2 tRNA genes are annotated in these 320 nt (G+C 44.4%); both read left to right on the top strand.

Features of this window, described 5'->3' with window-relative positions:
• The first annotated feature begins 1 nt into the window (after position 1).
• Positions 2-77: transfer RNA gene (locus MF542_RS17515), tRNA-Lys, on the top strand.
• Between the two features lie 154 nt (positions 78-231).
• Positions 232-307, top strand: a tRNA-Lys gene (locus MF542_RS17510).
• The last annotated feature ends 13 nt before the right edge of the window (positions 308-320 follow it).

The following is a 320-nucleotide window of genomic DNA, read 5'->3' as shown; positions in this document are numbered from 1 at the left end:
TGGGCCCGTAGCTCAGCTGGTAGAGCAACTGACTTTTAATCAGTAGGTCACAGGTTCGAACCCTGTCGGGCTCACCAAATATAAAGGCTGATACTCAAAGTATCAGCCTTATTTGTCTCAGTTTTCAGGAATGCAGGTAATTGTTGTTTTTTATGACTTTTACTTGACCATCGTCGGACAGCTTATTATGTTCCGCCGCATTCGAAGGAAACTTTGAATACAAACATATTTGGGCCCGTAGCTCAGCTGGTAGAGCAACTGACTTTTAATCAGTAGGTCACAGGTTCGAACCCTGTCGGGCTCACCAAATATAAAGGCTG

Origin of the sequence: Kordiimonas laminariae (genome assembly GCF_023008165.1) — a bacterium.
In the GTDB taxonomy this organism is placed as follows: domain Bacteria; phylum Pseudomonadota; class Alphaproteobacteria; order Sphingomonadales; family Kordiimonadaceae; genus Kordiimonas; species Kordiimonas laminariae.
This window is presented reverse-complemented; position numbering and strand designations above follow the sequence as displayed.